Source organism: Phytoactinopolyspora endophytica, assembly GCF_004138495.1.
Lineage (GTDB): Bacteria > Actinomycetota > Actinomycetes > Jiangellales > Jiangellaceae > Phytoactinopolyspora > Phytoactinopolyspora endophytica.
Genome location: NZ_ML142874.1, coordinates 1 through 1,191, shown reverse-complemented (window position 1 = coordinate 1,191; position 1,191 = coordinate 1). Strand labels below are relative to the sequence as shown.

General features: G+C 63.7%; 1 protein-coding gene and 1 tRNA gene. One reads left to right on the top strand and one right to left on the bottom strand.

What is annotated here, in order from left to right; translation table 11 throughout:
• Positions 1 to 750: MMPL family transporter (locus ELR45_RS39855; protein ID WP_205857651.1), on the bottom strand; the 750-nt coding region annotated here is incomplete at its 3' end.
• Positions 751 to 1,018: 268 nt separating this feature from the next.
• Between ELR45_RS39855 and ELR45_RS31510 the strand changes: the two genes are divergently transcribed.
• Positions 1,019 to 1,091, top strand: a tRNA-Ala gene (locus tag ELR45_RS31510).
• The last annotated feature ends 100 nt before the right edge of the window (positions 1,092 to 1,191 follow it).

Here is a 1,191-nt window from a genome sequence, read left to right as displayed (position 1 = left end):
GAACAGCGCGTAGTCGATGCCGACGGCGAGGCCGAGCATGGTGGCGAGAATGGGGGTCGTCGACCCGAGATCGAGGAATCCGGTACCGGCGGTGATGGCGGCGACACCGATCAGAACCCCGGTGACGCCGGTGGCCAGGGGCATCCCGGCCGCTACGAGCGAGCCGAATGTGATGATCAGTACCACAGCGGCGACAGCCAAGCCGACCAGCTCGCTGCTGATCTCAGGTTCCTCCTCGAGGACCGTCCCGCCGAGCTCGACCGTCATACCGGCGTCGCGACCCGTATCGGCTGCGCTGTGGAGGACCTCGCGGGCGTCGTCGTCGAGGTCGACGACGTCGTAGAACTCGACTGTGTAGGTGACCTCGGCGAGTGCGATAGTGCCGTCCTCGGAGATGAGGCCGGAGTCGTACGGGCTGTCGATGCCAGCTACCTGGGGTCCGGCGGCGATTTCGTCGAGGACTTCCCCGACGATCTCCCTGTTGTCCGGGTCCTCGAACGTCTCACCCTCGGGTGCGACGAACACGACCCGCGCGGAGGCGCTGTCGAGGTTGGCGTCGGGAAACCGTTCGTCGAGGAGGTCGAACGCCTCCTGGGACTCCGTGCCGGGGATCGAGAACGAGTCGGACGTCGCTCCGGAGAGTGTTGCGGCGGCGGTTCCGATCGCCACCACGATCACCAGCCAGATCAGTCCGACGAGCTTTCGGCTGCGGTAAGAGAACCGGCCCAGCCGGTAGAGAAGGGTTGCCACGGGAGGCTCCGTTCACTATGACTCTGTGCGGTTGCCTGTCAATCGCCTGGTGTCAGCAGACGCTCCCGCACGCGTTGGACGCACCGCTCACCAAGCTGAAAGTTACTCTCTTTTAAGAGTAACTCCCATTTTTTCCCTGGCGCAAGGAGTTCCGCCCAGCTGGTGCCGACTAGCACTCTGAGCCTGGGTATGTGTGGCGGTAGCTCGTGCGGAGAGCCGATTATGAGCTTCGGGGCGATGTCAGTTAAGCTTGCACCGCTGTCCGCAAGGGGCTATGGCGCAGTTGGTAGCGCGCCTCCATGGCATGGAGGAGGTCAGGGGTTCGAATCCCCTTAGCTCCACCCTAGGGTGCCTACTAGATGTTGGGGTCTTCGGATTCTGGCGGGGGTGCTGGGTTCATCGGACGACGATGGAGCCCAGTACTCGCCAGTTGGGTTTGCT